Source organism: Pseudomonas sp. 2995-1 (assembly GCF_002742505.1).
GTDB lineage: Bacteria > Pseudomonadota > Gammaproteobacteria > Pseudomonadales > Pseudomonadaceae > Aquipseudomonas > Aquipseudomonas sivasensis.
This window is the reverse complement of the sequence record NZ_LJSA01000027.1, coordinates 1-230: the sequence shown is the minus strand read 5'-3', so window position 1 is coordinate 230 and position 230 is coordinate 1. Positions and strand designations below refer to the sequence as shown.

The window sequence follows — 230 nt, the reverse complement described above, 5'->3', positions numbered from 1 at the left end:
TTGCTGACAGCGTCTTCAACCAACGGATTGGCGGTTACTTCGATGGTCGGCAGGTCGTTGACCAGCGTCACGTCCGGAGTAGCGGCGGCAGTTGCGCTGCCTTTGTCAGCATCAGTCACGGTCAGATCGAACGCTGGCAATTTGTTGCCCGCGTTAACGAAGTCAGCACCGGCCTGAGTCAGGACAACGTTGTTGCCAACGATGGCGTAGTAACCGTCTTTATTGCTGTC

General features: G+C 56.1%; 1 protein-coding gene. It reads right to left on the bottom strand.

Annotated elements, in window-relative coordinates; all coding sequences use genetic code 11:
* Window positions 1-230: hypothetical protein (locus AOA61_RS31040; protein ID WP_158234770.1), on the bottom strand; the 230-nt coding region annotated here is incomplete at both ends.